22 protein-coding genes are annotated in these 21,207 nt (G+C 62.0%); 20 read left to right on the plus strand and 2 right to left on the minus strand.

Features of this window, described 5'->3' with window-relative positions; all coding sequences use genetic code 11:
* The first annotated feature begins 65 nt into the window (after positions 1–65).
* The 18 genes from rlmN to AC0GNR_RS00890 all read left to right on the plus strand — a co-directional run bounded on the left by rlmN (position 66) and on the right by AC0GNR_RS00890 (position 17,898).
* Complete coding sequence (gene rlmN / locus AC0GNR_RS00805) at positions 66–1,217, plus strand: dual-specificity RNA methyltransferase RlmN (RefSeq protein ID WP_472899115.1); 1,152 nt, start codon at positions 66–68, stop codon at positions 1,215–1,217.
* Positions 1,214–2,080 (plus strand): type IV pilus biogenesis/stability protein PilW, encoded by an 867-nt coding sequence (gene pilW / locus AC0GNR_RS00810; protein WP_472899116.1) that lies wholly within the window; start codon positions 1,214–1,216, stop codon positions 2,078–2,080. The genes rlmN and pilW overlap by 4 nt, the downstream gene beginning before the upstream one ends.
* Positions 2,073–3,011 carry a RodZ domain-containing protein gene (locus tag AC0GNR_RS00815; RefSeq protein ID WP_472899117.1) on the plus strand — a complete coding sequence of 313 codons (939 nt, stop codon included), beginning with the start codon at positions 2,073–2,075 and terminating at the stop codon, positions 3,009–3,011. The genes pilW and AC0GNR_RS00815 overlap by 8 nt, the downstream gene beginning before the upstream one ends.
* 2 nt (positions 3,012–3,013) lie before the next feature.
* Complete coding sequence (gene ispG, locus AC0GNR_RS00820; protein ID WP_472899118.1) at positions 3,014–4,321, plus strand: flavodoxin-dependent (E)-4-hydroxy-3-methylbut-2-enyl-diphosphate synthase; 1,308 nt, start codon at positions 3,014–3,016, stop codon at positions 4,319–4,321.
* A gap of 80 nt (positions 4,322–4,401) precedes the next feature.
* A complete protein-coding gene (hisS, locus tag AC0GNR_RS00825; RefSeq protein ID WP_472899119.1) occupies positions 4,402–5,712 on the plus strand; it encodes a histidine--tRNA ligase in 1,311 nt (436 codons plus the stop codon).
* Between the two features lie 60 nt (positions 5,713–5,772).
* Complete coding sequence (locus AC0GNR_RS00830; RefSeq protein ID WP_472899120.1) at positions 5,773–6,447, plus strand: YfgM family protein; 675 nt, start codon at positions 5,773–5,775, stop codon at positions 6,445–6,447.
* A 59-nt stretch (positions 6,448–6,506) separates the two neighbouring features.
* The gene (bamB, locus tag AC0GNR_RS00835) at positions 6,507–7,595 is read left to right on the plus strand and encodes an outer membrane protein assembly factor BamB (RefSeq protein ID WP_472899121.1); all 1,089 of its coding nucleotides are present in this window, start codon (positions 6,507–6,509) and stop codon (positions 7,593–7,595) included.
* Positions 7,596–7,650: 55 nt separating this feature from the next.
* The gene (gene der / locus AC0GNR_RS00840; RefSeq protein WP_472899122.1) at positions 7,651–8,985 is read left to right on the plus strand and encodes a ribosome biogenesis GTPase Der; all 1,335 of its coding nucleotides are present in this window, start codon (positions 7,651–7,653) and stop codon (positions 8,983–8,985) included.
* Between the two features lie 67 nt (positions 8,986–9,052).
* Complete coding sequence (gene hfq / locus AC0GNR_RS00845) at positions 9,053–9,322, plus strand: RNA chaperone Hfq (protein WP_472899123.1); 270 nt, start codon at positions 9,053–9,055, stop codon at positions 9,320–9,322.
* Between the two features lie 78 nt (positions 9,323–9,400).
* Positions 9,401–10,582, plus strand: coding sequence for a GTPase HflX (hflX, locus tag AC0GNR_RS00850; RefSeq protein WP_472899297.1), 1,182 nt, complete (start codon positions 9,401–9,403; stop codon positions 10,580–10,582).
* A 139-nt stretch (positions 10,583–10,721) separates the two neighbouring features.
* Positions 10,722–12,014, plus strand: a complete 1,293-nt coding sequence (gene hflK / locus AC0GNR_RS00855) for an FtsH protease activity modulator HflK (protein ID WP_472899298.1) — start codon at positions 10,722–10,724, stop codon at positions 12,012–12,014.
* A 38-nt stretch (positions 12,015–12,052) separates the two neighbouring features.
* Positions 12,053–12,940: a protease modulator HflC gene (gene hflC / locus AC0GNR_RS00860; RefSeq protein WP_472899124.1), complete on the plus strand. Its 888-nt coding sequence runs from the start codon at positions 12,053–12,055 to the stop codon at positions 12,938–12,940.
* Positions 12,940–13,137, plus strand: coding sequence for a DUF2065 domain-containing protein (locus AC0GNR_RS00865; RefSeq protein WP_472899125.1), 198 nt, complete (start codon positions 12,940–12,942; stop codon positions 13,135–13,137). Before hflC ends, AC0GNR_RS00865 begins: the two co-directional genes overlap by 1 nt.
* A gap of 127 nt (positions 13,138–13,264) precedes the next feature.
* Entirely contained in the window at positions 13,265–14,458 is a 1,194-nt protein-coding gene (locus AC0GNR_RS00870) for an ATP phosphoribosyltransferase regulatory subunit (protein WP_472899126.1), read from the plus strand.
* A complete protein-coding gene (locus AC0GNR_RS00875; protein WP_472899299.1) occupies positions 14,458–15,846 on the plus strand; it encodes an adenylosuccinate synthase in 1,389 nt (462 codons plus the stop codon). Before AC0GNR_RS00870 ends, AC0GNR_RS00875 begins: the two co-directional genes overlap by 1 nt.
* A gap of 58 nt (positions 15,847–15,904) precedes the next feature.
* The gene (locus AC0GNR_RS00880; protein ID WP_472899127.1) at positions 15,905–16,429 is read left to right on the plus strand and encodes a phosphoribosyltransferase; all 525 of its coding nucleotides are present in this window, start codon (positions 15,905–15,907) and stop codon (positions 16,427–16,429) included.
* 5 nt (positions 16,430–16,434) lie between these two features.
* Positions 16,435–17,628, plus strand: coding sequence for a PLP-dependent transferase (locus AC0GNR_RS00885; RefSeq protein ID WP_472899128.1), 1,194 nt, complete (start codon positions 16,435–16,437; stop codon positions 17,626–17,628).
* A 72-nt stretch (positions 17,629–17,700) separates the two neighbouring features.
* A complete protein-coding gene (locus AC0GNR_RS00890) occupies positions 17,701–17,898 on the plus strand; it encodes a hypothetical protein (RefSeq protein WP_472899129.1) in 198 nt (65 codons plus the stop codon).
* Between the two features lie 36 nt (positions 17,899–17,934).
* Here the strand turns inward: AC0GNR_RS00890 and mnmH are convergent, their stop codons facing one another.
* Both mnmH and AC0GNR_RS00900 read right to left on the minus strand, forming a co-directional pair.
* On the minus strand, positions 17,935–19,011 hold the full coding sequence (mnmH, locus tag AC0GNR_RS00895; protein WP_472899130.1) for a tRNA 2-selenouridine(34) synthase MnmH: 1,077 nt from the start codon (positions 19,009–19,011) through the stop codon (positions 17,935–17,937).
* A gap of 6 nt (positions 19,012–19,017) precedes the next feature.
* Positions 19,018–19,710: an arylesterase gene (locus tag AC0GNR_RS00900; RefSeq protein WP_472899131.1), complete on the minus strand. Its 693-nt coding sequence runs from the start codon at positions 19,708–19,710 to the stop codon at positions 19,018–19,020.
* Between AC0GNR_RS00900 and AC0GNR_RS00905 the strand changes: the two genes are divergently transcribed.
* Together AC0GNR_RS00905 and rlmB are read left to right on the plus strand one after the other, a co-directional pair.
* Positions 19,709–20,395, plus strand: a complete 687-nt coding sequence (locus AC0GNR_RS00905; RefSeq protein WP_472899132.1) for an ABC transporter ATP-binding protein — start codon at positions 19,709–19,711, stop codon at positions 20,393–20,395. The two genes, AC0GNR_RS00900 and AC0GNR_RS00905, sit on opposite strands and share 2 nt — an antisense overlap.
* Before the next feature lie 43 nt (positions 20,396–20,438).
* Positions 20,439–21,182 (plus strand): 23S rRNA (guanosine(2251)-2'-O)-methyltransferase RlmB, encoded by a 744-nt coding sequence (rlmB, locus tag AC0GNR_RS00910; RefSeq protein ID WP_472899133.1) that lies wholly within the window; start codon positions 20,439–20,441, stop codon positions 21,180–21,182.
* Positions 21,183–21,207 lie beyond the last annotated feature (25 nt).

Raw genomic sequence — 21,207 nt, forward strand, 5'->3', positions numbered from 1 at the left:
GTTGTGTCGCTGTCCGCCCAGCGGGTGTCGGCCAGCAGGGGGCGTGTGAGCGCCACGTTGCTCTCATGACGGCCAATCTGCTCGATTTCGATCTGGAAGGCTTGGCCGTCTTTTGCGAACAGCTGGGCGAAAAGCGGTTTCGTGCCGTTCAGCTGTTTCGCTGGATTCATCAAAAGGGGGCGTCCCGTTTCGACGAGATGACCGACCTCGCGCGCAGCCTGCGCGAGAAGCTCCCCTCCGTGTGCCACATCACCGACCTGCCTGTGCTCTCACGGCAGGATTCCGCGGATGGCACCATCAAGTGGCTGTTTGACGTGGGCGGCGGTAACGCTGTTGAAACCGTCTTTATCCCCGAAGAAGACCGCGGCACCCTGTGTATTTCATCCCAAGCCGGCTGTGCTGTGGGATGCCGTTTTTGTTCCACCGGTCACCAAGGTTTTTCGCGCAACCTCACCACCGGTGAGATCGTGGCGCAGCTGTGGCACGCCGAGCATTTTTTGCGCAAGCACCTGGGCAAAACCGAGCGTGTCATTACCAATGTGGTGATGATGGGCATGGGCGAACCTTTGCAAAACTACAGTGCCCTGGTACCCGCGCTGCGCGTGATGTTGGACGACCACGGCTACGGCTTGTCGCGCCGGCGCGTGACGGTGTCCACCTCGGGCGTTGTGCCCATGATGGACCGGCTGGGCAAAGATTGCCCGGTCGCTTTGGCCGTGTCGCTGCACGCGCCCAACGACGCCCTGCGCGATTCTCTGGTGCCGCTGAACCGCAAATACCCCATTGCCGAATTGCTGGACGCCTGTCTGCGCTACCTGCCGGCCGCACCGCGCGATTTCATCACGTTCGAATACTGCATGCTCGATGGCGTCAACGACCAGCCCGAGCACGCGCAGCAGCTGTTGGCGCTTGTCAAAGGCCATGGTGCACGCGGTGTGCCTTGCAAAATCAATTTGATTCCCTTCAACCCGTTTCCGGATTCCGGTCTCAAGTGCTCACCCCGTGCCGTGGTGCTGCGATTTGGGCAGATCCTGAATGAAGGCGGTCTGGTGACGACGGTGCGCAAAACGCGCGGCGACGACATTGATGCCGCTTGCGGGCAGTTGGCGGGTGATGTCCTGGACCGCACCAACGCAGCGCAGCGACTGGCCCAGCGGCGCACAGCCGCCGAGCAGCCCATTCGGTTCCATCCTTCAGCACGAGAAAGACAGACATGACACAAGCGATTCGCCCTGGGTCACGGACGCCGAACGGCTTCAGGCTGGATGGCGCTTTGCGCCGCGCGCTGACCTGGCTGTTGCTTTTGATGCCACTGGCATGGGTGCAGTTGTCGCTCAGCGGTTGCGCGGGTGGGGTGGGTGCCGCGACCGCTACCGCTGAGCCGGTCACCGATTTTGACGAGCCCGATGCCCGCAAGCGGGCACGGCTGCGCCTGGAGCTGGCCTCGGGTTATTTTGAGCAGGGCCAGACCACCGTGGCCCTGGATGAAATCAAGCAGTCGCTGGCTGCCGATCCGACCTATGGCCCGGCCTTTGTTTTGCGTGGGTTGGTGTACATGCGTCTGAATGACAACCGCCTGGCCGAAGAGAGTTTTCAGCGGGCACTGCAAATCAACCCGCGCGACCCGGATGCCCTGCACAACTACGGCTGGTTTTCATGCCAGTTGGGTCGCAACGCGCAAGCGGTTGAGCTTTTCACGCGTGCGCTCGCCAGCCCGGTTTACGCCGGCCAAGCCAAGACCTACATGGCCAAAGGCATTTGCCAGACCCGCATGGGGCAATACCCAGAGGCCGAAGGCAGTTTTGCGCGCTCGTACGAGCTGGATGCCGGCAACCCGATCACCGGTTACAACCTGGCTTCCTTGTTGTTTCGCCGCGGTGACGACTCTCGGGCCCAGTTTTACATTCGGCGATTGAACAATTCCGATCTCGCCAATGCCGAAACGCTTTGGCTGGGTATCAAGGTGGAGCGCCGGCTCGGCAACACCGAAGCCATGCAGCAGTTGGCTCAGCAGTTGAGCCGCCGCTACCCGCAGTCGCGGGAGTGGACTTTTTACCAGCGTGGGGCGTTCGATGAGTGATTGGTCAGCACAAGGCGCGACGGCACCTGATACGGCGAACAGCGACGCGCCCCGTCCGGTGCTGCTGCGCCAGGCCAGGGAGGCCGCAGGGCTGCACATTGCGGCGCTGGCTGCCGCCTTGAAGGTTCCGGTCAAGAAACTGGAAGCGCTGGAAGCAGGGCGCTACGGTGAACTGCCCGACATGGTTTTTGCGCGCGCGTTGGCCTCCAGCGCCTGCCGACAACTCAAAGTGGACCCAGCGCCCATTCTTGAGCAAATTCCCGCTGGGGTGACTCCCCAGCTGGGTGACTCAGGCATGGCCATCAACACGCCTTTTAAGGCGGCTTCTGGTGGCGCACCAGCCAACCCGGTAGGGTGGCTTTCGCGCCCCGCGGTGCTGGCCGCCATTGCGCTGATGCTCGGCGCGCTCGTGCTGGTGTTTTTGCCCGATATGGCCACGGTTTCGGAGCCTGAAGCGAGCGCTCCCTTGGGCGACGCGGCACCCAGCCCATCGATGGCGCCCGTTTTTTCTGAACCCGTACAGGGTGCAACCCCTGACACGGCTTCGCAGGACCAGCCTGCGGCGCCTGCCGAGGCAGGCGGTACCGGGGTTGCCCTGGCGCCTGCGCTGTTGTCCGGATTGCCCGCGGCTACGCCGTCGGTGGCGGCACAGACCACCCCTTCTGCAACTGCCGCAGCTGAAGCGGCCGACGCCAGCAAATTGCTGATGATTCGCGCCACCGGGGATTCCTGGGTGGAAGTGACAAACGGCACCGGCGTTGTCGTGATACAGCGCATGCTCAAGTCGGGCGACGTAGTGGATTTTTCCGCAGCGCCGCCTTACGCGGTGGTGGTTGGTCGGGTGGACAACGCCGAGGTGGTGGTGCGCGGACGCGCATTTGACACCACGTCTTTCTCCCGCAATGGCGTGGCCCGCTTTGAGGTGAAATGACCATGGAACCTGTCGAACGCCTAGGTCTGGCTACCGCAGCCCCGCTTGAAAGTGCGGAGGCGCGGCCCATTCCCCTGAGCCGTGTGCTGCAGCGCAACACCCGTCCGGGTGTGGTGTCCTGGGGCGACCGGCGCGTGACCGTGGGCGGTGGTGCCCCGGTGCGGGTGCAGTCAATGACCAACACCGACACCGCCGATGCGGTGGGTACCGCCATCCAGGTGAAAGAACTGGCCCTGGCCGGCTCTGAGCTGGTGCGGATCACGGTCAACAACGACGAAGCGGCCAAGGCCGTGCCTTATATCCGCGAGCAGCTCGACCGCATGGGTGTGGACGTGCCCCTGATCGGCGACTTCCATTACAACGGTCACCGCTTGCTGAGCGATCACCCGGCTTGTGCCGAGGCGCTGTCCAAGTACCGCATCAACCCGGGCAATGTCGGTCGCGGCGACAAGGGCGATCGCCAGTTTGGCCAGATGGTGGAAATTGCCGCACGGTACGACAAAGCGATTCGCATTGGGGTGAACTGGGGTAGCCTGGACCAAGACCTGCTCGCCCGCCTGATGGACGTGAACGCCAAACGCAGCCAGCCGTGGGATGCCCGTCAGGTGATGTACGAGGCCTTGATCACCTCGGCGCTCGATTCAGCGAAAAAGGCCGAAGCCATCGGCCTCAGCGGCAACAACATCACGCTGTCGTGCAAGGTCAGCAGCGTGCAAGACCTGATTGCGGTTTACCAAGAGCTGGCGCAGCGCTGCGACTATCCGCTGCACCTCGGTCTGACCGAAGCTGGCATGGGCACCAAAGGGGCTGTGGCGTCGGCTGCCGCCTTGTCGGTGCTACTGCAGCAGGGCATTGGTGACACCATTCGCGTGTCGCTCACGCCGCAGCCGGGCGAGTCGCGCACCCAAGAGGTGGTGATTGCGCTGGAAATTTTGCAGGCGCTCGGTATGCGTGCCTTTGTGCCCAGTGTGACGGCGTGCCCCGGTTGCGGTCGCACCACCAGCACCACCTTTCAGGAGTTGGCGAAGCAAATTGACGACTTCTTGCGCGGCTCCATGCCGGTCTGGCGCGCGCGCTACCCAGGCGTGGAAAATCTCAAGCTCGCGGTGATGGGATGCATCGTCAACGGACCCGGCGAGAGCAAGCACGCGGACATTGGCATCAGCCTGCCCGGCACCGGCGAGGCGCCCGCCGCACCCGTCTATATTGACGGTGAAAAGGCGCTGACGCTGCGCGGTGACCGCATCGCGCACGAGTTTCAGCAAATTGTCGAAAACTACATTGAAAAACGGTACGGCTCCGCAGCCTGACTGAACGGACCTTGAAGGTCCAGCAAGCCGCCCAGCGGCCCGCGCCAGCAAGGCGCCGTGCCTCAAACGCAAGAATATCCATGGCAGAAAAACTGACCGCCGTCAAAGGCATGAACGACATAGCACCCCCGGCGTCCGCGCACTGGGAGTGGCTGGAAGATACATTGCGCGCGCTGATGCGCCGCTATGGCTACCGCAACCTGCGCACACCGATCGTGGAGCCCACGGCGCTGTTTGTTCGCGGCTTGGGTGAGGTGACCGATATCGTCGAAAAGGAGATGTACTCCTTTGAGGATCGTCTGAACGGCGAACAACTCACCTTGCGGCCTGAAAACACCGCCGGCGTGGTGCGCGCTGTGGTGGAGGCGTCCATGCTGTACGACGGTGGCAAGCGCTTGTATTACATGGGCCCCATGTTTCGCCATGAGCGCCCGCAGCGGGGGCGCTACCGCCAGTTTCACCAGTTTGGCGCTGAGGCCCTCGGTTTTGCCGGGCCCGATGTGGACGCCGAGCTGATCGTGCTGGCCTGCGACCTTTGGGCCGAGCTGGGCTTGACCGGCATCGAGCTGGAAATCAACAGCCTGGGCCAGCCAGTTGAGCGCATGGCCCACCGCCAGGCGCTCATTGCCTACCTGGAAGGCCATGCCGACCAGTTGGATGAAGATGCCAAGCGCCGTCTGCACAGCAACCCCTTGCGCATCCTGGACACCAAAAATCCAGCCATGCAAGACCTGGTCAATGCCGCGCCACGGCTGATGGACCACCTGGGTGCCGAGTCGCTCGATCATTTCAACCGCCTGCGCGGTTTGCTGGATGCTCACGGCATTGCCTACTGCATCAATCCTCGCCTGGTGCGTGGCATGGATTACTACAACCTGTCGGTGTTTGAGTTCGTGACCACCCAGCTCGGTTCGCAGGGCACGGTGTGCGCGGGCGGGCGCTACGACGGCCTGTTTGAACAAATTGGTGGCAAAGCCGCGCCGGCGGTTGGCTGGGCACTGGGCATGGAGCGCATTCTGGAATTGCTCAAAGAGCAGGGCCTTTTGCCGGAACAACCCACGCCAGATGCCTACGCTGTGGTGCCCGATGCCGCCAGCGTGCCGCAGGTGATGCCGGTGCTGCGTGCGCTGCGCCAGGCTGGTGTGTCGGTGCAGATGCACGCTGGCGGTGCCGAGGGCATGGGGAGCATGAAATCGCAGTTCAAGAAGGCCGACGCCAGTGGCGCCCGCTTTGCCTTGATCTTTGGTGCGGACGAATTGCAGCAGGGCATGGTGGCCGTGAAACCGTTGCGGGGCCCTAGGCCCGGTGAGGCCGGTACCGATCTGCCAGCCCAGACCATGCAGCCACTGGCCGACGTGGCGCAGTGGGCAGACGGCCTGCGCGGCGCTTGACCGAAATCACCTGCTGCTGGCAGCCGCCTACAATCCCCTGTTATTCACCGACAAGCACCCATGGCCAAACACCTCGACCTCGAAGAGCAGGAACAACTCGACCAGATCAAACACTTCTGGGCACAGTACGGCAACCTCATCACCTGGGTGCTGATCGCCGTGTTTGGCTCGATGGCAGCCTGGAATGGTTGGAACTACTGGCAGCGCAGCCAGGCCACCAAGGCGGCCGCACTCTACGACGAAATAGAGCGCGCGGCACTGGCCAGCGATGCCGATCGCATGGAACGCGCGCTGTCTGACATGAAGGACAAGTTCGGCGGAACCACCTTCGCAGCACAGGGCGGGTTGCTGGCCGGCAAGACACTGTTTGACGCGGGCAAGACCGACGGCGCGCGCGCTGCGCTGTCCTGGGTGGCCGAGAGCGCTCCAGATGACGCTTACAAAGCCGTGGCCCGCTTGCGTCTGGTGGGGTTGGACATCGAGGCCAAATCTTTCGATCAGGCCCTGAAGACCCTGGAAGCACCGGTGCCGAAGTCGTTTGAGCCGTTGGTGGCCGACCGCCGGGGCGACGTGTTCATGGCCCAAGGCAAAACGGAAGAGGCCAAGACGCAGTACCAAGCGGCTTGGCGCGGTCTGAGCGATCGTGCGGAATACCGCCGGCTGGTGGAGGTCAAACTGGCCTCGCTGGGCGTAGCTGTGACCAGCCTCGCCGACACGGCAGAGGTGGCACGGTGAGCGCGTTGCTTGGGGTCCGTGGGCGGCTGAGCCGTTCTGCATGGGTTGTATCCGGTGCCGTGATCGCGTTGGTGCTCACGGCGTGCTCGTCCAGCCCAGAGAAACCCCAGCCTGCCCAGCTTGCGCCAGTCGCCGCTCTCATGGGCACCTCCTTGGCCTGGTCTTCCCAGGTGGGTGCGTCGCACGCCATGCTGGCGCCCAGCGCTGTGGCCGGACGGGTGTTCGCTGCGGGCGGTTCCGGCACGGTGGTGGCGCTGGACGCCGCGACTGGCCAGGACGTATGGCGTTTGAATCTGTCCCAGCCGATAGCTGCAGGCGTGGGTTCAGACGGTGATTTGGCCGCAGTGATCACGCAAGGCAACGACCTTGTGACCATCCGCGACGGCAAAGAAGTTTGGCGTGTGCGCCTGCCTGCACGCTCGTTTACAGCCCCGCTGGTGGCTGGTAAGCGCGTGTTCGTGTTGACCGCAGACCGCACGGTGCGGGCCTTTGACGGCGAAACGGGGGCCCGGCTGTGGGCTCAGTCGCGCCCTGCCGAGCCGCTGGTGCTGAGCCAGAGCGGAGCCCTGATTGCCGTGGGTGATACCTTGGTGGCTGGTTTGGCCGGCCGCCTGGCCGGATTGAATCCGCTCAACGGTTCGATCCGTTGGGACGTCCCGGTAGCCACGTCGCGCGGTACCAACGAGGTCGAGCGTCTGGTCGATGTGGTTGGCCCTGTCAGCCGGGTGGGCAACAGTGTTTGCGCCCGTGCCTATTCGGCCGCGGTCGCTTGTGTTGATGCAGGTCGTGGCACCGTAGCTTGGGCGCGGCCCGCACAAGGCACCACGGGCTTGCATGGAGACGACCGCTTGGTCTTCGGCACCGAGGCCGATGGACGTGTGCAAGCCTGGCAGCGCACCAGCGGCGGGAGCGGCTGGCTAGTGGACCGCCTGAAATACCGTGGCCTCACCGCACCGCTGGCGGTTGGCCGCGTGGTGGCAGTGGGGGACAGTCTGGGTCTGGTGCACTTGCTGTCGCGCGAAGACGGTTCCGAAATGACCCGCATGACCGCCGATGGCTCCGCCATTTTGGTGGCGCCAGTGCTCGCGGGTGACGCCTTGGTGGTGCAGACGCGCAATGGCGGTGTCTTCGCCTGGCGTCCCCAATAACGATTTGATGACCGTGTGCATGTTGCACATGGTGTCCTGAACGAAAGCTTTTTCCGTGAAACCCGTCATCGCTCTGGTGGGACGCCCCAATGTGGGCAAGTCCACCCTGTTTAACCGCCTGACGAGTTCACGCGACGCCATCGTGGCCGACTTTGCCGGCCTGACCCGTGACCGCCACTATGGCAACGGGCGCATGGGCGCGAGTGAGTACATCGTCATCGACACCGGTGGCTTTGAGCCCGACGCGAGCGAGGGCATCTACCGTGAAATGGCCAAGCAGACCCGGCAGGCTGTGGCCGAGTCGGATGTGGTCATTTTTGTGGTGGACGCACGGGCTGGCATCAGCGCTCAGGACCACGAGATTGCGCAGTACCTGCGTCGCCTCGGCAAGCCCACGGTGCTGGTGGCCAACAAAGCCGAAGGCATGACCCAGGGCCTGCAGCTCGTGGAGTTCTTTGAGCTGGGCCTGGGCGAAGTCATGCCCGTGTCGGGCGCGCATGGACAGGGCATCCGTTCCATGCTGGACAAAGCGCTGGAAAGTATCCCGGGGTTTTCGCTGGAAGGTGAAGACGAAGAACCTGTCGATCCGACCGTTATCCGTCTGGCGGTGGCAGGGCGCCCCAACGTGGGCAAGTCCACCCTCATCAATGCCTGGCTTGGGGAAGAGCGGCTGGTGGCGTTTGACATGCCGGGCACGACACGAGACGCCATCTCTGTGCCGTTTGAGCGCAATGGACAAAAGTTTGAGCTGATCGACACAGCGGGTATCCGCCGCAAGGGCCGGGTGTTCGAAGCCATCGAAAAGTTCTCCGTGGTCAAAACGCTCCAGGCGATCGAAAACGCCCACGTGGTTTTGCTGTTGCTGGATGCCACGCAGGGTGTGACCGACCAGGATGCCCACATCGCCGGTTTCATTCTGGAGAGCGGCCGAGCGGTGGTCATCGCCATCAACAAATGGGATGCGGTGGACGCTTACCAGCGCGAACAAGTCGAGCGCCAAATTGAAACCCGCCTGGCTTTTCTCAAGTTTGCCTCGCTGCACTTGATTTCGGCACAGAAGCGGCAAGGCCTTGCGCCGGTGTGGAAGTCGATTGGCCTGGCACACGCTTCAGCCATGCGCAAAATGTCCACGCCGGTGTTGACGCGCCTGTTGCTGGAAGCGGTGGCGTTTCAGGCGCCCCAGCGCGGCGGCATGTTCCGGCCCAAGCTGCGCTACGCGCACCAAGGCGGCATGAACCCACCGGTAATCGTGATTCATGGCAATTCCCTGGAGCATGTGCCCGAGTCCTACAAGCGGTTTCTCGAAGGGCGTTTTCGCAAAGCGTTCGACCTCGTGGGCACGCCGTTGCGCATCGAATTCAAAACCTCGACCAATCCCTTCAAGGACTGAGGTGTGAAAAGGGTTGTGGGTTCTGCTGTTGCCCAGTGTGGTAAGGTGGAACCCTTATCAACTTCATTTGAACACGGAACATATCGTGAGCAATAACAAAGGCCAACTCTTGCAAGATCCCTTCCTGAACCAGCTTCGCCGGGAACACGTTCCTGTTTCGATCTACCTGGTCAACGGCATCAAGCTTCAGGGTCAGATTGAATCTTTTGACCAGTACGTGGTGCTGTTGCGCAACACCGTGACCCAGATGGTGTACAAGCACGCCATCTCCACGATCGTGCCTGGCCGCCCTGTGCAGTTTTCTGCCGCCGCTCCGGACGAGCCTGCGGCCACCTGAATCGGTCCCTGATGTCGCCAGACCTCGTGCTGCGTACAGTGGCGGTCAAACGCCGCCACTGCATCCAGCTTGACTGATTTGAATTCCTCCCCCTCGAATTCTGTTGCGCCCTCGGTTATTTTGGTGGGCGTTGACTTCGGCCTTCCCCACTTTGACGGAGAGCTCGAAGAGCTGGGCCTGTTGGCTCAAACGGCGGGCTACACCGTCGCCGATCGTGTCAGCTGCAAACGCCGGGCGCCCGATCCAGCGCTGTTCGTGGGTTCGGGCAAGGCCGATGAAATCAAATTGCTGGCGCAGGCCACGGGTGCATCCGAAGTCCTGTTCGACCAGGCGTTGAGCCCGGCGCAGCAACGCAACCTTGAGCGGCACTTGGGCATTCCGGTGAACGACCGCACGCTGCTCATTCTCGAGATTTTTGCCCAGCGTGCCCGCAGCCATGAAGGAAAACTGCAGGTTGAACTGGCCCGTTTGCAGTACCTCTCTACCCGTCTCGTGCGCCGCTGGTCTCACCTGGAGCGCCAGAGCGGTGGTATCGGTATGCGTGGTGGCCCAGGTGAAAAACAGATTGAGTTGGACCGCCGATTGATCAGTGAAGCCATCAAGCGCACCAAAGAGCGCTTGGGCAAGGTGAAAAAACAGCGCGCCACCCAGCGCCGACAACGCGAACGCCGTGACGCGTTCAACATCTCTCTGGTGGGCTACACCAACGCTGGAAAGTCGTCGCTCTTCAACGGGTTGGTGAAGGCGCGTGCCTATGCGGCAGACCAGTTGTTTGCCACGCTGGATACGACGACGCGCCAGCTCTACTTGGGCGAGGCGGAGCGCTCGGTGTCATTGTCTGACACGGTGGGTTTCATTCGCGACCTGCCACACGGGTTGGTGGATGCGTTTGCGGCCACGCTCCAAGAAGCCGTCGATGCCGACCTGTTGCTGCACGTGGTGGATGCGTCAAACCCTGCACATCCTGAGCAAATTGCCTCGGTGATGGGCGTGCTGAAAGACATCGGCGCAGACCACATCCCGCAAGTTCTGGTGTTCAACAAACTGGATGCGATGGATCCTGCAACGATTCCGTCGGTTTTGGTGGATTTGATGGAACTGGACGGACAGTCGGTGCCTCGTATCTATGTGAGCGCTCGCAGTGGGCAGGGCCTCGCCGAATTGCGCGGCATGCTTGCCGAGCGGGTGCTGACCCAGGCCGTTGACATGTACCCGGATGTTCAAGGGTCGTTGGACGGTACCGAAAATACGCTGCCCTGATTGGGCACAATGTGGTGGTTTTGTTTCGTATAAAAGTTGGTAACACATGGACGTGAACCTGAATAATTCTTCTCGCGATTCGCGCAACACCGGTAGCCTGCTGGGTTCTGGTCGCGGGGCAGTGCGCGCGTTGCTCGGCATGTTCAATTTGAACGATCCTCGCTGGGGCCGTGGAGACGGTGACGGCGGTGCCCCAAAGGAGCCTGAAGCGGGTCGTGAAGACGAAGGGCGTCAACCGCCCCGCGAACAACGACCGCCCAAGGCACAGGGCCCCAACCAAGGGCCACCAGACCTGGACGAGCTGTGGCGTGACTTCAACCGCAAGCTCGGCGGCCTGCTGGGCGGCAAGGGCGGTGGCGGTGGCTCTGGTGGCGGCGGCATGCCCGGTTTTAACCCCAGCCCCAAGAGCACAGGCATCGGCGTTGGCTTGGTTGCAGGTGTTGCTGCGCTGGTGTGGTTGGGCACGGGTTTCTTCATCGTGCAAGAAGGTCAGCAGGCTGTCATCACCCAGTTCGGCAAGTACCACAGCTCGGTGGGTGCGGGTTTTAACTGGCGTTTGCCGTTTCCGATCCAGCGCCATGAGACGGTTTTTGTCACCCAGATCCGCTCGGTTGACGTTGGGCGGGACACGGTGTTGCCGGCGACGGGCCTGCGCGATTCGGCCATGCTGACGATTGATCAAAACATTGTCGAGATCAAGTTTGCCGTGCAATACCGATTGAACGATGCCCGTGCATTTCTGTTCGAGAGTCGTGACCCGGACGCGTCGGTGGTGAAAGCCGCCGAAACCGCGGTTCGCGAAGTGATCGGCAAGATGAAAATGGACGCGGCGCTGGCTGAGGAGCGCGACCAGATTGCGCCTCGCGTTCGGGTGTTGATGCAGACCATTCTTGACCGCTACAAGGTGGGTATTGAGGTGGTGGGTATCAACCTCCAGCAGGGCGGTGTGCGCCCACCCGAGCAAGTGCAGGCTTCGTTCGACGATGTACTCAAGGCCGGGCAAGAGCGCGAGCGAGCCAAGAATGAAGCCGAGGCCTACGCCAATGACGTGGTGCCACGGGCTCGTGGTGCTGCATCGCGATTGACGGAAGAAGCCGAAGGCTACCGTGCCCGCATCGTGGCGCAGGCAGAAGGTGATTCGCAACGTTTCCGCTCGGTGCTGGCCGAGTACCAGAAAGCACCACAGGTGACCCGCGAGCGCATGTACACGGACGCCATGCAGGAAATCTATTCCAACGTCACCAAGGTGTTGGTGGATACCAAGGCCGGCTCCAACTTGCTTTATTTGCCTTTGGACAAGATCATGCAAATGACCGCCCAGACGGCACAACCCGGCGCAGCCGCACCGACGTCGTCCGTTCCGCTGACGACCAGCCCGGCACCGGCTCCTAGCACCAACGCTGCGCGCTCGCGTGAGCGTGAAAGTCGCTGAGTCAAGACGTTAACCCAAGCGACAAGAGAGCAATCAACATGAATAAACTGGGTTTTTTCATCACGTCTGTGCTGGTGGCCTTGGCCATCGCCAGTTCCATGCTGTTTGTTGTGGATCAGCGCCAATTTGGCGTGGTCTTTCAACTCGGGCAAATCAAGCAGGTTGTGACCGAGCCAGGGCTCAACTTCAAGCTGCCGCCACCGTTTCAAAACGTGTCGTACATCGACAAGCGTCTGCTGACGCTGGAAAGCACCGACACCGAGCCATCCCTGACGGCCGAAAAGCAGCGCGTGGTGATCGACTGGTATGTGCGTTGGCGCATCAGCGACCCTCAGGCTTACATCCGCAACGTTGGTATCAACGAAAGTGCAGGCGCTTTGCAACTTAACCGGGTGGTGCGCAACTCGTTCCAGGAAGAAGTCAACAAGCGCACCTTGAACGAACTACTTTCGACCCGTCGGGAGCAACTCATGGACGACGTGAAGCGAGAGGTGCTGAACGCCGTGAGCAGCCCAGACAAGCCTTGGGGCATGGACGTGGTCGATGTGCGCATCACGCGAGTCGATTACGCTGAAAGCATCACGGCATCCGTCTACCAGCGGATGGAAGCCGAGCGCAAGCGGGTGGCCAACGAACTGCGTTCGACCGGTTTTGCTGAAGGTGAAAAAATCCGTGCTGATGCCGACCGCCAGCGCGAAGTGATCGTGTCCGAGGCTTACCGTGCGGCCCAGCTCATCAAGGGTGAAGGCGACGCCAAAGCTGCGGCGTCTTTTTCGGATGCCTTTGGCCGCGACCCTGCGTTTGCCCAGTTTTACCGCAGTCTGGAAGCCTACAAGTCCAGCTTTGCCGGCAAGTCGGACGTGATGGTCATCGATCCGTCATCTGAATTCTTTAAGGGCATGCGCAGCAGCAACCTGGCCCGCTGATGACCTGGCCACCGTCAGAGGCACTCTGGCTGGCGGTGGCGCTGGTGCTCATTTTTGAAGGATTGCTGCCTTTGGTGGCTCCGTCGGTCTGGCGCCGCACGTTCAGTGAAATGCTGAAGCTGCGGGACGGGCAGCTTCGGTTTTTCGGCCTGATGACACTCGGCGGTGGCTTGCTGCTGTGGTGGTCGCTGGGCTGACCTGCCCCTCAAACACCGAGGCATTTCTGCCTCAATTTCGTGATTTGCCATCGTCCGCCCGAGCCGCGCGGGGAAGCGCCTTGCGGGGCCGGTAAAATCACGGTTTTAACAGCTCCTGAAAATGCCCATGTCTGCCTGGGTCCTCCCGGATCACATTGCCGATGTCTTGCCTTCCGAGGCCCGTCACATCGAAGAACTCCGCCGGGGTTTACTGGACACAGCGCGTGGCTACGGCTACGAGCTGGTCATGCCGCCCCTGCTTGAGCACCTCGAATCCCTGCTCACGGGGACCGGTGAAGCGCTCGATTTGCAAACCTTCAAACTGGTTGACCAGTTGTCGGGGCGCACCCTCGGTTTGCGCGCCGACAGTACGCCCCAGGTTGCTCGCATTGATGCGCACTTGCTCAACCGCCAAGGGGTTGCACGGTTGAGCTATTGCGGACCGGTGGTGCACACGCGCATTGAACGTCCGCTTGCCAGCCGCGAACCGTTGCAGTTTGGCGCCGAAATCTATGGCCACGCCGGTCTTGAGGCCGATCTCGAGATCATCGAATTGGCGCAGGCCTGCCTGAGCTCTGCTGGTGTAGGCCGTTTGCAGCTCGACATGGCGGATGTCCGGGTGATTGATGCCGTGTTGTCGCCGGTGCGGCTGAGCGCAGCCAAGGTGCTGCGCATACACGCCGCCCTGGCCGCCAAAGATGTGGCCGAACTGGACGCACTGGCCCGCGATTTGCCCACTGCTGTGCGCCACGATTTGTGCGCGTTGCCGCGTTTGTTTGGTGATTTGTCCGTGCTGGATGAGGCGCGGCAAGTGCTCCAGCCCACAGCCGAACTGCATGCGGCACTCGACAACTTGCGTTGGCTCGCTTCGCATGCGCAAGGGCTTGACGTGTCCATTGACCTCGCTGATTTGCGGGGATACGCCTATTACACCGGCATGCGTTTCGCCTTGTTTGCCTCGGGCCAGCAAGGACGTGCGGGTCAATCGGTTGAACTCGCCCGTGGCGGGCGCTACGACGAAGTGGGTGCGATTTTTGGCCGCAAGCGCCCCGCTGTGGGCTTCAGTCTGGACCTGAAAGAGTTGGTCTCGGCGGTGTCCCCCCGTGCCTTGGTCGCTGCAGTTCGCGCGCCTTGGGGTATGGACACCAGCTTGCGGGAGGCCGTTGCTGCCTTGCGCTCGCAGGGGCACACCGTGGTATGCGTCCTGCCCGGCCACGAACAAGAAGTTGATGAATTTCACTGCGACCGCGAGTTGGTACAAGACCCCGCTCGTGCAAACGCATGGACCGTCCGGAACATTGAAATGGAAACCCGCAAATGATGAAAAGCAGCAACAGCGCCGCCGTACCTGGGCGCAACGTGGTCGTGGTTGGCACCCAATGGGGTGACGAGGGCAAGGGCAAGCTGGTTGACTGGCTGACCGAAACGGCACAAGGCGTTGTGCGCTTTCAAGGCGGGCACAACGCCGGCCACACATTGGTGATCAATGGCGTGAAGACTGCTTTGCACCTGATCCCCAGCGGCATCATGCGGGCTGGCGTCAAGTGCTACATCGGCAACGGTGTGGTGTTGTCGGTGGGCAAGTTGTTCGAAGAAATTGCTGGGCTTGAGAAAGCCGGCGTTGAAGTGCGTTCGCGTTTGCGCGTGAGCGAAGCTTGTCCGTTGATCTTGCCTTTCCACGCCGCCATTGACATCGCGCGCGAAGCGGCGAAAGAAAAGGCTGGAACGGCCAAGATCGGTACCACCGGCCGCGGCATTGGCCCGGCCTACGAAGACAAGATTGCCCGCCGTGCACTGCGTGTTCAAGACCTGAAATACCCTGAGCGTTTTGCCACCAAGTTGCGCGAGTTGCTTGACCTGCACAACCACCTGCTGACCACGCATCTGGGCTCGGCAGGCATGGCGTGGGACGAAAAAATTGCCGCCTACATGAAGGACGGCGAGATCCAGTTTGAGCCGGTTTACGCCGAAGCCATGGCACAGGCCGAGCTGCTCAAACCCATGATTGCTGACGTCTCGCGCGAACTCAATGCGGCTCACCAGGCCGGCGTCAATCTGTTGTTTGAAGGCGCGCAGGGTACCTTGCTCGATATCGACCATGGCACCTACCCGTTCGTCACATCCAGCAACTGTGTAGCGGGCAATGCGGCGGCGGGTGCCGGTGTAGGCCCGGGCCTGTTGCACTATGTCTTGGGCATCACCAAGGCCTATTGCACGCGCGTCGGCGGCGGTCCGTTCCCGACCGAGCTGGAATGGGACAAGGAAGGCACGCCGGGCTGGCACATGTCCACGGTGGGTGCCGAGCGGGGCACCACCACCGGGCGCGCGCGCCGTTGCGGGTGGTTTGACGCCGCTTTGCTCAAGCGCTCCGCGCAAGTCAACGGTCTCACGGGCTTGTGCATCACCAAGCTGGATGTGCTGGATGGCCTGACCGAACTGAAGCTGTGCACGGGTTATGAGCTGGATGGCGAGACCATCGATATCTTGCCCATGGGTGCCGACGACATTGCACGCTGTACCCCCATTTACGAGACCCTGCCGGGCTGGACGGATTCTTCGGTGGGGGTGACGCAGTACGACAAGCTGCCACTCAACGCCCAGCGCTACCTGGACCGCATTCAGGAAACCACGGGTGTGCCCATTCATGTGGTGTCCACCAGTCCCGATCGCGACCACACGATTCTGATTCGCCACCCGTACCACGCCTGATGACCGCTGGCAGCCGTTTCGTGCAGAATTCAAAAACACTATTCCACCCGGAGCTTGCATGCTGACCGAAGACGGAAAACACCTTTACGTTTCCTACGACGAGTACCACAACCTGATTGAGAAGCTGGCGCTGAAGGTGTACCAGTCGGGTTGGGAGTTCGACACCATCTTGTGCCTGGCACGCGGTGGTATGCGTCCAGGCGACATCCTGTCGCGCATTTTTGACAAGCCGCTGGCGATCATGTCCACCAGCTCTTACCGCGCCGAAGCCGGCAAGGTGCAGGGTGAGCTGGACATTGCGCGCTACATCACCACACCCAAGGGCGAAATCGCGGGCAAGGTGTTGCTGGTGGACGACCTCGCGGATTCTGGCCACACGCTCAAAGCGGTGATTGGCTTGTTGAAAAACAACTACGCGCCTATCACCGAGCTGCGCAGTGCCGTGATCTGGACCAAAGAGCTGTCCACCTTCACGCCCGATTATTCGGTCGAGTACCTGCCCACCAATCCGTGGATTCACCAGCCATTCGAGAGCTACGACGCAATGCGTCCAGCGCAATTGCTCGAAAAATGGAAGCTCTGAGCTGAATGAGCGACCTCGCTACGCGCCTGATCCACCATCCTTACCGGCCACCGGAAGGCTTTGAGGCGGTAGCGCCGGGTGTGCACAAGGCCTCCACGGTCATTTTTCCCAATGTGCAAGCGCTGCGCACGCAAGAGTGGAAAGACAAGAGCGGCTACACCTATGGGCTGCATGGCACGCCCACCTCGTTCATTCTCGAGGAACGCATTGCCACGGTGGAGGGGGGACTGTTTTGTGTGTTGGTGCCCAGCGGCCTTTCGGCGGTGGCGCTGGTTGACATGGCTTTTCTGCGTCAGGGTGACGAGCTGCTGATTCCTGACAATGCATACGGTCCCAACAAGGCATTTGCCACTGCGGAGCTGTCTGCTTGGGGCATCACGCACCGCTATTACGACCCGCAAAATCCGGCCGACCTAGCGGCCAAGATCAGCACTGCCACCCGGCTGGTGTGGCTGGAGGCTGCGGGGTCTATCACTCTCGAATACCCCGACCTGCCTGCGCTGGTGGCCGTGGTGAAACAAGCCAACGCAGCGCGTGAGCCCTCAGCCCGTGCTGTGTTGACCGCGCTGGACAACACATGGGGCGCTGGCATTGCGTTCAACGCGTTCGACATGGGTGTTGACGTGTCGATGCAGGCCCTGACCAAATACCCCAGCGGTGGTGCCGACGTGCTGATGGGCTCCGTCGTGACACGCGACGAAACTCTGCACCAGCAGGTGCTGATGACGCACATGCGACTGGGCCTGGGCGTGAGTGGCAACGATGTGGAGCTGGTGCTGCGCGGCCTGAGCACCATGGCGCTGCGTTACGCCGCGCAAGATGCCGCCACGCGTGAGCTGGCCAGCTGGATGCAGGGACAACCCGGCGTGGCGCAGGTGTTGCACCCGGCTTTGTCAGGTTCGCCCGGCCATGCGGTTTGGCAGCGTGAAGCCAAGGCCGCCGCTTGCTTGTTCAGTGTGGTGTTTGAACCCGGTATTGCCCAGCGCCAGATTGACGCCTTTTGCGACAGCCTCAAGCTGTTCAAGCTCGGCTGGAGTTGGGCCGGCCCCATCAGCCTGTGCGCGCCTTATGATGTGCCGGCCATCCGCACCACCCGGTGGCCGCATGCCGGCGGTCTGGTACGCTTTGCGGTCGGCCTGGAGGCTGTGGACGACTTGCGAGCCGATCTGGCCCAAGCCCTGCCGGCCCTGTTTGCCTGACCGGTTGCGCCATTTCGTTGCGCCATTTATTTCCTGACCCTCACCCCTTAACTACCGACCAGAAAGACTGCTTTGGCTACTCCCAATTACGGATACGAAAAACGCCAGCGTGAACTCGCGAAAAAGAAGAAGAAAGAAGAGAAGCTGAAGGCCAAGGCCGCTGGCAAGCCTTATAACGATCCCGATACGCCCGAAGGCCAGGGCGCAGATGACGCCGGTGCTGCAGATTCAACGCCGGCAGCCGGCGAGGGGTCTGCCAACCCCGCGTGACGCCAAGTGTGAGCGCCCCTGCTTCGGTACGGGCGCTCAGTGTTCAGCGGCTTCTGTTTCGCTGGCAATGAGTTGGCTAGCTGCGAAGGCCAGCGCAGCCGCAGAGCGATGGGGCAGCACACAGCGGCTCGCTTGAGCAAACTGGGCGAAATTGCGCGAAATCGACTGCGCGTACATCGGGTCGTAGTGTTGGGTCAGCAACGCCAGCACCACGGCGGGCGTCTGACCCGCTTGCACCTGTTCGATCCAGCCGCCCACCACCGCCTTGCCCCGCAACTCCGTCAGCGCCTCCAGGCGGCGGCAAAAGTGATCGCTGTCGGTCACGAAGAAATCGTAATCTTCCAGCAGCAGCGCCACCCGTTCTGCGTCTGACAGTTGCAGGTCAATGCAAGGGCTTTGGCGCATGGCGTCGATCAGGGCATCGGGTACGCGCACGTTACCCACCTTCTTGCTTTCACTTTCCACGAACACCGGGCGCCCCGGGTCCAACTGGCGCAGCGCGTCCCAGATCAGGCTGTCAAAGCGTTTCTGGCTGGGTTGCTCCACGCCGGGAATGTGGCCCAGCACCGAACTGCGGTGGTTGGCCAGGGCTTCCAGGTCGAGCACCTGAGCACCTTGAGCGGCCAGGGCGTGCAGAAGGCGCGTTTTGCCGCTGCCTGTGGGCCCGCACACCACGCGGTAATGCAGGCGCTGTGCCAGGCGGGGAATGTCGTCTACCAGCGCTGCGCGCCAGGCCTTGTAGCCCCCTTCAATCAGCGTCACCTGAAAGCCAATGGCGCCCAGAATGGTGGCCAGTGCGCCGCTGCGGTTGCCGCCGCGCCAGCAGTACACCAGGGGCTTCCACTGGCGGGGTTTGTCGAGCACATCGCGCTCGATGTGGCCTGCGATGTTGCGCGCCGAGAGCGCTGCGCCGCGTTTTTTGGCCTCAAACGCATTGACCTGCTTGTACATCGTTCCGATGGTGATGCGCTCGGCGTTGTTGAGCGTCGGCCAGTTGATGGCGCCGGGCACGTGGTCAAGGGCGTATTCGTCCTCGGTGCGGGCGTCAATGATGGTGTCGAAATCGGCGAGGCGGGTCAGGGCGTCGCAGGCAGGCAGGGTTTGAACAGGCATGCACGATTATCGTTTGGGCAGCAGCTTGCGCAGTTCGGGCCACACGTTGTCTCGCATGATGGGTTGTGCGGCTTCGTTGGGGTGGATGCGATCGGCCTGGAACAGCTGGGTCGGGTCTTTCAAGTCACCCACCCCTTTCAGAAAAAATGGCACCAAGGCCGCTTTTTCCGTTTGCGCTACGGTCGTGAAGATCTCACGGAATTCCCGGCCGTAGGTGGCCCCATAGTTGGGTGGCATTTCCATGCCCAGCAACAGCACGCGCGCACCCGACTCGCGCGCGATGCGGGCCATGTGGGCCAGGTTGTCGCGCGTCATGTTCAGCGGCAGGCCTCGCAAGGCGTCGTTGCCCCCCAGTTCAATCACCACCACCGCGGGTGTATGTTGTTTCAACAAGGTGGGCAAGCGGGAGCGCCCGCCCGACGTGGTGTCGCCACTGATGCTGGCGTTCACGATCTGGGCGCGCACTTTTTCTTGGCTCAGTTGTTGTTCCAGCAGGGCCACCCAGCCGGTGCCGCGCCTGAGGCCGTATTCGGCGCTGAGCGAATCACCGACCACCAGTACGAGGGGCGCGGTAGGCGTTTTAGCGCCTGCGGCTTGTGCTGTTGACTGCGCCAGGGCTGTGCCAGAAAACCCCATTGAGCTGGCCAGCAGGGCCAGCGCGTTAAAGTGACGTCGATTCAACTTGAAAAGTCCTTCCATGCCCGATGTGATGATTGCTGTACAGCACGTGTTCAAGTCGGTGACCGACTCCACGGGATCTTTGACCATTTTGCGCGATATCGATTTCACCCTGAACAAAGGGGAAACCGCCGCCATCGTGGGCGCCTCCGGCTCGGGTAAGAGCACCTTGCTGTCCATCATTGCGGGGTTGGACACGCCCAGCAGCGGCACAGTTCACATTGATGGTGTTGATTTGTTTGCCATGAACGAGGACCAGCGTGCTGCACTGCGCGCCCAGAAGGTCGGGTTTGTGTTTCAGAGCTTTCAGTTGCTGGGCAATTTGACAGCGCTGGAAAACGTGATGCTGCCGCTGGAGCTGGCGGGTCGGCGCGATGCGCGCGCCACGGCTGCCGCTATGTTGCAGCGGGTGGGCCTGGGCGAGCGCCTGGGCAGCTACCCCAAAGTGCTTTCCGGCGGCGAGCAGCAGCGCGTGGCGCTGGCTCGGGCGTTTGTGGTGAAGCCAGCGGTGCTGCTGGCCGACGAACCCACAGGCAGCCTGGACTTTGCCACCGGCGGCAAGATCATGGAGCTGATGTTTGAGCTCAACCGCGAACTGGGCACGACGCTGGTGCTGGTGACGCACGACCGCGCCATTGCGCAGCGCTGCGAGCACCGCATCACCATTGAAGCCGGGCAGGTGGTGGCCGAAGCCGCCATGGACTGAAGCCTGGAGCCGGCGGCGTTGGCCGGGCGGCGATAATCTCGTCATGTCCTCACACAAAGTGCTCTTCGGCTTTCACGCCGTGGGCGTGCGTCTCAAAACCGCGCCGAAATCTGTCGTTGAAATTTATTATGAGCCAACGCGGCGCGACATGCGCATGCGCCAGTTCCTCGACCGCGCCCGTGAAGCCGGGGTGCGGCTGATCGAGGCCGACGGTCTGCGCCTCGCCAAACTTGCCGGCAGTCATGGGCACCAAGGCGTGGCCGCGCGTGTGGAAGCGCTGGCGCAGGTGCATTCGCTCGATGAGTTGCTGGAAAAACTGGAAGCCGAGGGCACGGTGCCGCTGCTGCTGGTGCTGGACGGGATCACCGATCCGCACAACCTGGGTGCCTGTTTGCGCGTGGCCGATGGTGCCGGTGCGCACGCCGTGATTGCGCCCAAAGACCACGCGGCGGGCATCAACGCCACCGTGGCCAAAGTGGCCAGCGGCGCGGCCGAGACCATGCCGTATTTCATGGTGACCAACCTGGCGCGTACCCTCAACGAGCTCAAGGAGCGCAACATCTGGATCATTGGAACCAGCGACGACGCACCGAAGACGCTTTACCAGGTGGATTTGAAGGGCCCAACGGCGCTGGTGCTGGGCGCCGAAGGCGAGGGCATGCGCCAGCTCACCCGCAAGACCTGCGACGAGCTGGTGAGCATCCCCATGCATGGCGCGGTGGAGAGCCTCAACGTGTCGGTGGCCAGCGGGGTGTGCTTGTACGAAGCGCTCCGCCAGCGCACCTGAGCCTTGCATTTATTCCCAGATGACG

The sequence above is a fragment of the Hydrogenophaga sp. LT287 genome, from assembly GCF_055702805.1.

What these genes read in the sequence shown, in the direction of transcription:
- rlmN (WP_472899115.1), top strand. Translation starts at nt 66, where the DNA reads ATGACGGCCAATCTGCTCGATTTCGATCTGGAAGGCTTGGCCGTCTTT.
- pilW (WP_472899116.1), top strand. Translation starts at nt 1,214, where the DNA reads ATGACACAAGCGATTCGCCCTGGGTCACGGACGCCGAACGGCTTCAGG.
- AC0GNR_RS00815 (WP_472899117.1), top strand. Translation starts at nt 2,073, where the DNA reads ATGAGTGATTGGTCAGCACAAGGCGCGACGGCACCTGATACGGCGAAC.
- ispG (WP_472899118.1), top strand. Translation starts at nt 3,014, where the DNA reads ATGGAACCTGTCGAACGCCTAGGTCTGGCTACCGCAGCCCCGCTTGAA.
- hisS (WP_472899119.1), top strand. Translation starts at nt 4,402, where the DNA reads ATGGCAGAAAAACTGACCGCCGTCAAAGGCATGAACGACATAGCACCC.
- AC0GNR_RS00830 (WP_472899120.1), top strand. Translation starts at nt 5,773, where the DNA reads ATGGCCAAACACCTCGACCTCGAAGAGCAGGAACAACTCGACCAGATC.
- hflK (WP_472899298.1), top strand. Translation starts at nt 10,722, where the DNA reads ATGTTCAATTTGAACGATCCTCGCTGGGGCCGTGGAGACGGTGACGGC.
- hflC (WP_472899124.1), top strand. Translation starts at nt 12,053, where the DNA reads ATGAATAAACTGGGTTTTTTCATCACGTCTGTGCTGGTGGCCTTGGCC.
- AC0GNR_RS00865 (WP_472899125.1), top strand. Translation starts at nt 12,940, where the DNA reads ATGACCTGGCCACCGTCAGAGGCACTCTGGCTGGCGGTGGCGCTGGTG.
- AC0GNR_RS00870 (WP_472899126.1), top strand. Translation starts at nt 13,265, where the DNA reads ATGTCTGCCTGGGTCCTCCCGGATCACATTGCCGATGTCTTGCCTTCC.
- AC0GNR_RS00875 (WP_472899299.1), top strand. Translation starts at nt 14,458, where the DNA reads ATGAAAAGCAGCAACAGCGCCGCCGTACCTGGGCGCAACGTGGTCGTG.
- AC0GNR_RS00880 (WP_472899127.1), top strand. Translation starts at nt 15,905, where the DNA reads ATGCTGACCGAAGACGGAAAACACCTTTACGTTTCCTACGACGAGTAC.
- AC0GNR_RS00885 (WP_472899128.1), top strand. Translation starts at nt 16,435, where the DNA reads ATGAGCGACCTCGCTACGCGCCTGATCCACCATCCTTACCGGCCACCG.
- mnmH (WP_472899130.1), bottom strand. Translation starts at nt 19,011, where the DNA reads ATGCCTGTTCAAACCCTGCCTGCCTGCGACGCCCTGACCCGCCTCGCC.
- AC0GNR_RS00905 (WP_472899132.1), top strand. Translation starts at nt 19,709, where the DNA reads ATGCCCGATGTGATGATTGCTGTACAGCACGTGTTCAAGTCGGTGACC.
- AC0GNR_RS00900 (WP_472899131.1), bottom strand. Translation starts at nt 19,710, where the DNA reads ATGGAAGGACTTTTCAAGTTGAATCGACGTCACTTTAACGCGCTGGCC.
- rlmB (WP_472899133.1), top strand. Translation starts at nt 20,439, where the DNA reads ATGTCCTCACACAAAGTGCTCTTCGGCTTTCACGCCGTGGGCGTGCGT.